Raw genomic sequence first — 1,269 nt, forward strand, 5'->3', positions numbered from 1 at the left:
ATGATGCCATCTTTTACAGACGCTAAATAAGGAAGGAACTGCGCAAGCCTCTAAGATGGGGAGCAGCAATTCATTGGGCAAGCTTTCGATAGATGTCGATGAGATAGGATACATCTTATTTCCTTGGGTAGCGATGACTTTTCAGCATTTTTATTTATTAAAGGCAATATAGAAAAAATTGAAAAAGCAAGTCAAGCGAATTTGTATCCTTACCAAGGAAAAACAACTCACAGAATAAAAGAATTAAAAAGCAAGTCAAACGAATTCGTGCTCTTATCAATGAAAAACAACCCACAGATAATCTACCACGCTTTTATTTCAGATAGATCCACGGAAAGGTTGGAGACCTTCCAAGCATTTAGGAGCAACCACAGGTTTTGGCGATTAAGTGACGCGGCAATTTTGATTTGGCTAAAAGAATGAGAGGGATTCTTTGCCTTATTTGAGAAAACGGCTCTTTTTTGCGCAATGTTTTAATTCTTCTATTGAATGATGGAATGCAATACGCCTAGCTTCTCCCTGTCAAAAAAGGTTGTTCTCACAGCCTAGCAATCTGCAGAAAAAGAGAGAAACTTCTGGTCATTATAAATGCGTAGGTTAGCTTAAGCTTACTTAGTTGCGGGAAAGAAAGCGATTACTTGCTTAAAGATAAGATGGCTAAAAGTTTTTATCTCATTTTGGCTCATCCCAATTTAAAAAGTACTTATGGCCATTCTACAATTGAAAACGCCGCCTTATTTTTTCGGGGATATCTTTCAAAGGATTTTCCGCTAATTCAAGTATGAGAAGCTGAGACAATTGCCCGATCTCTACAGGAAGGCTGATGAGCTGGTTTTGATTTATGTCAAGCCTTAGCAGCTGAGACAACCGCCCGATTTCTGCAGGAAGACTGGTGAGCTGGTTTTGGCTTAAATCAAGCTCTTGTAGCCGAGACAACCGCCCGATTTCTGCAGGAAGACTGGTGAGCTGGTTTTGATTTAAGTAAAGCCATTGTAGCTGAGGCAGCTGCCCAATTTCTGTAGGCAGGCTGGTGAGCTGGTTTTGATTTAAGTAAAGCCATTGTAGCTGAGGCAGCTGCCCAATTTCTGTAGGCAGGCTGGTGAGCTGGTTTTGGCTTAACTCAAGCTCTTGCAGCTGAGACAGCTGCCCGATTTCTGTAGGCAGGCTGGTGAGCTGGTTTTGGCTTAAATCAAGCCCTTGCAGCTGAGACAATTGCCCGATTTCCCCAGGCAGGCTGGTGAGCTGGTTTTGGCTTAAATCAAGCCCTTG

The 1,269-nt window shown here is 42.2% G+C and carries 1 protein-coding gene; it reads right to left on the reverse strand.

The window, feature by feature from the left end; all coding sequences use genetic code 11:
* Positions 1–714 precede the first annotated feature (714 nt).
* On the reverse strand, positions 715–1,269 hold a 555-nt coding region (locus DB41_RS06935), incomplete at its 5' end, for a leucine-rich repeat domain-containing protein (RefSeq protein WP_039385863.1).

The organism is Neochlamydia sp. TUME1, assembly GCF_000813645.1.
Classification (GTDB): Bacteria; Chlamydiota; Chlamydiia; order Chlamydiales; family Parachlamydiaceae; genus Neochlamydia.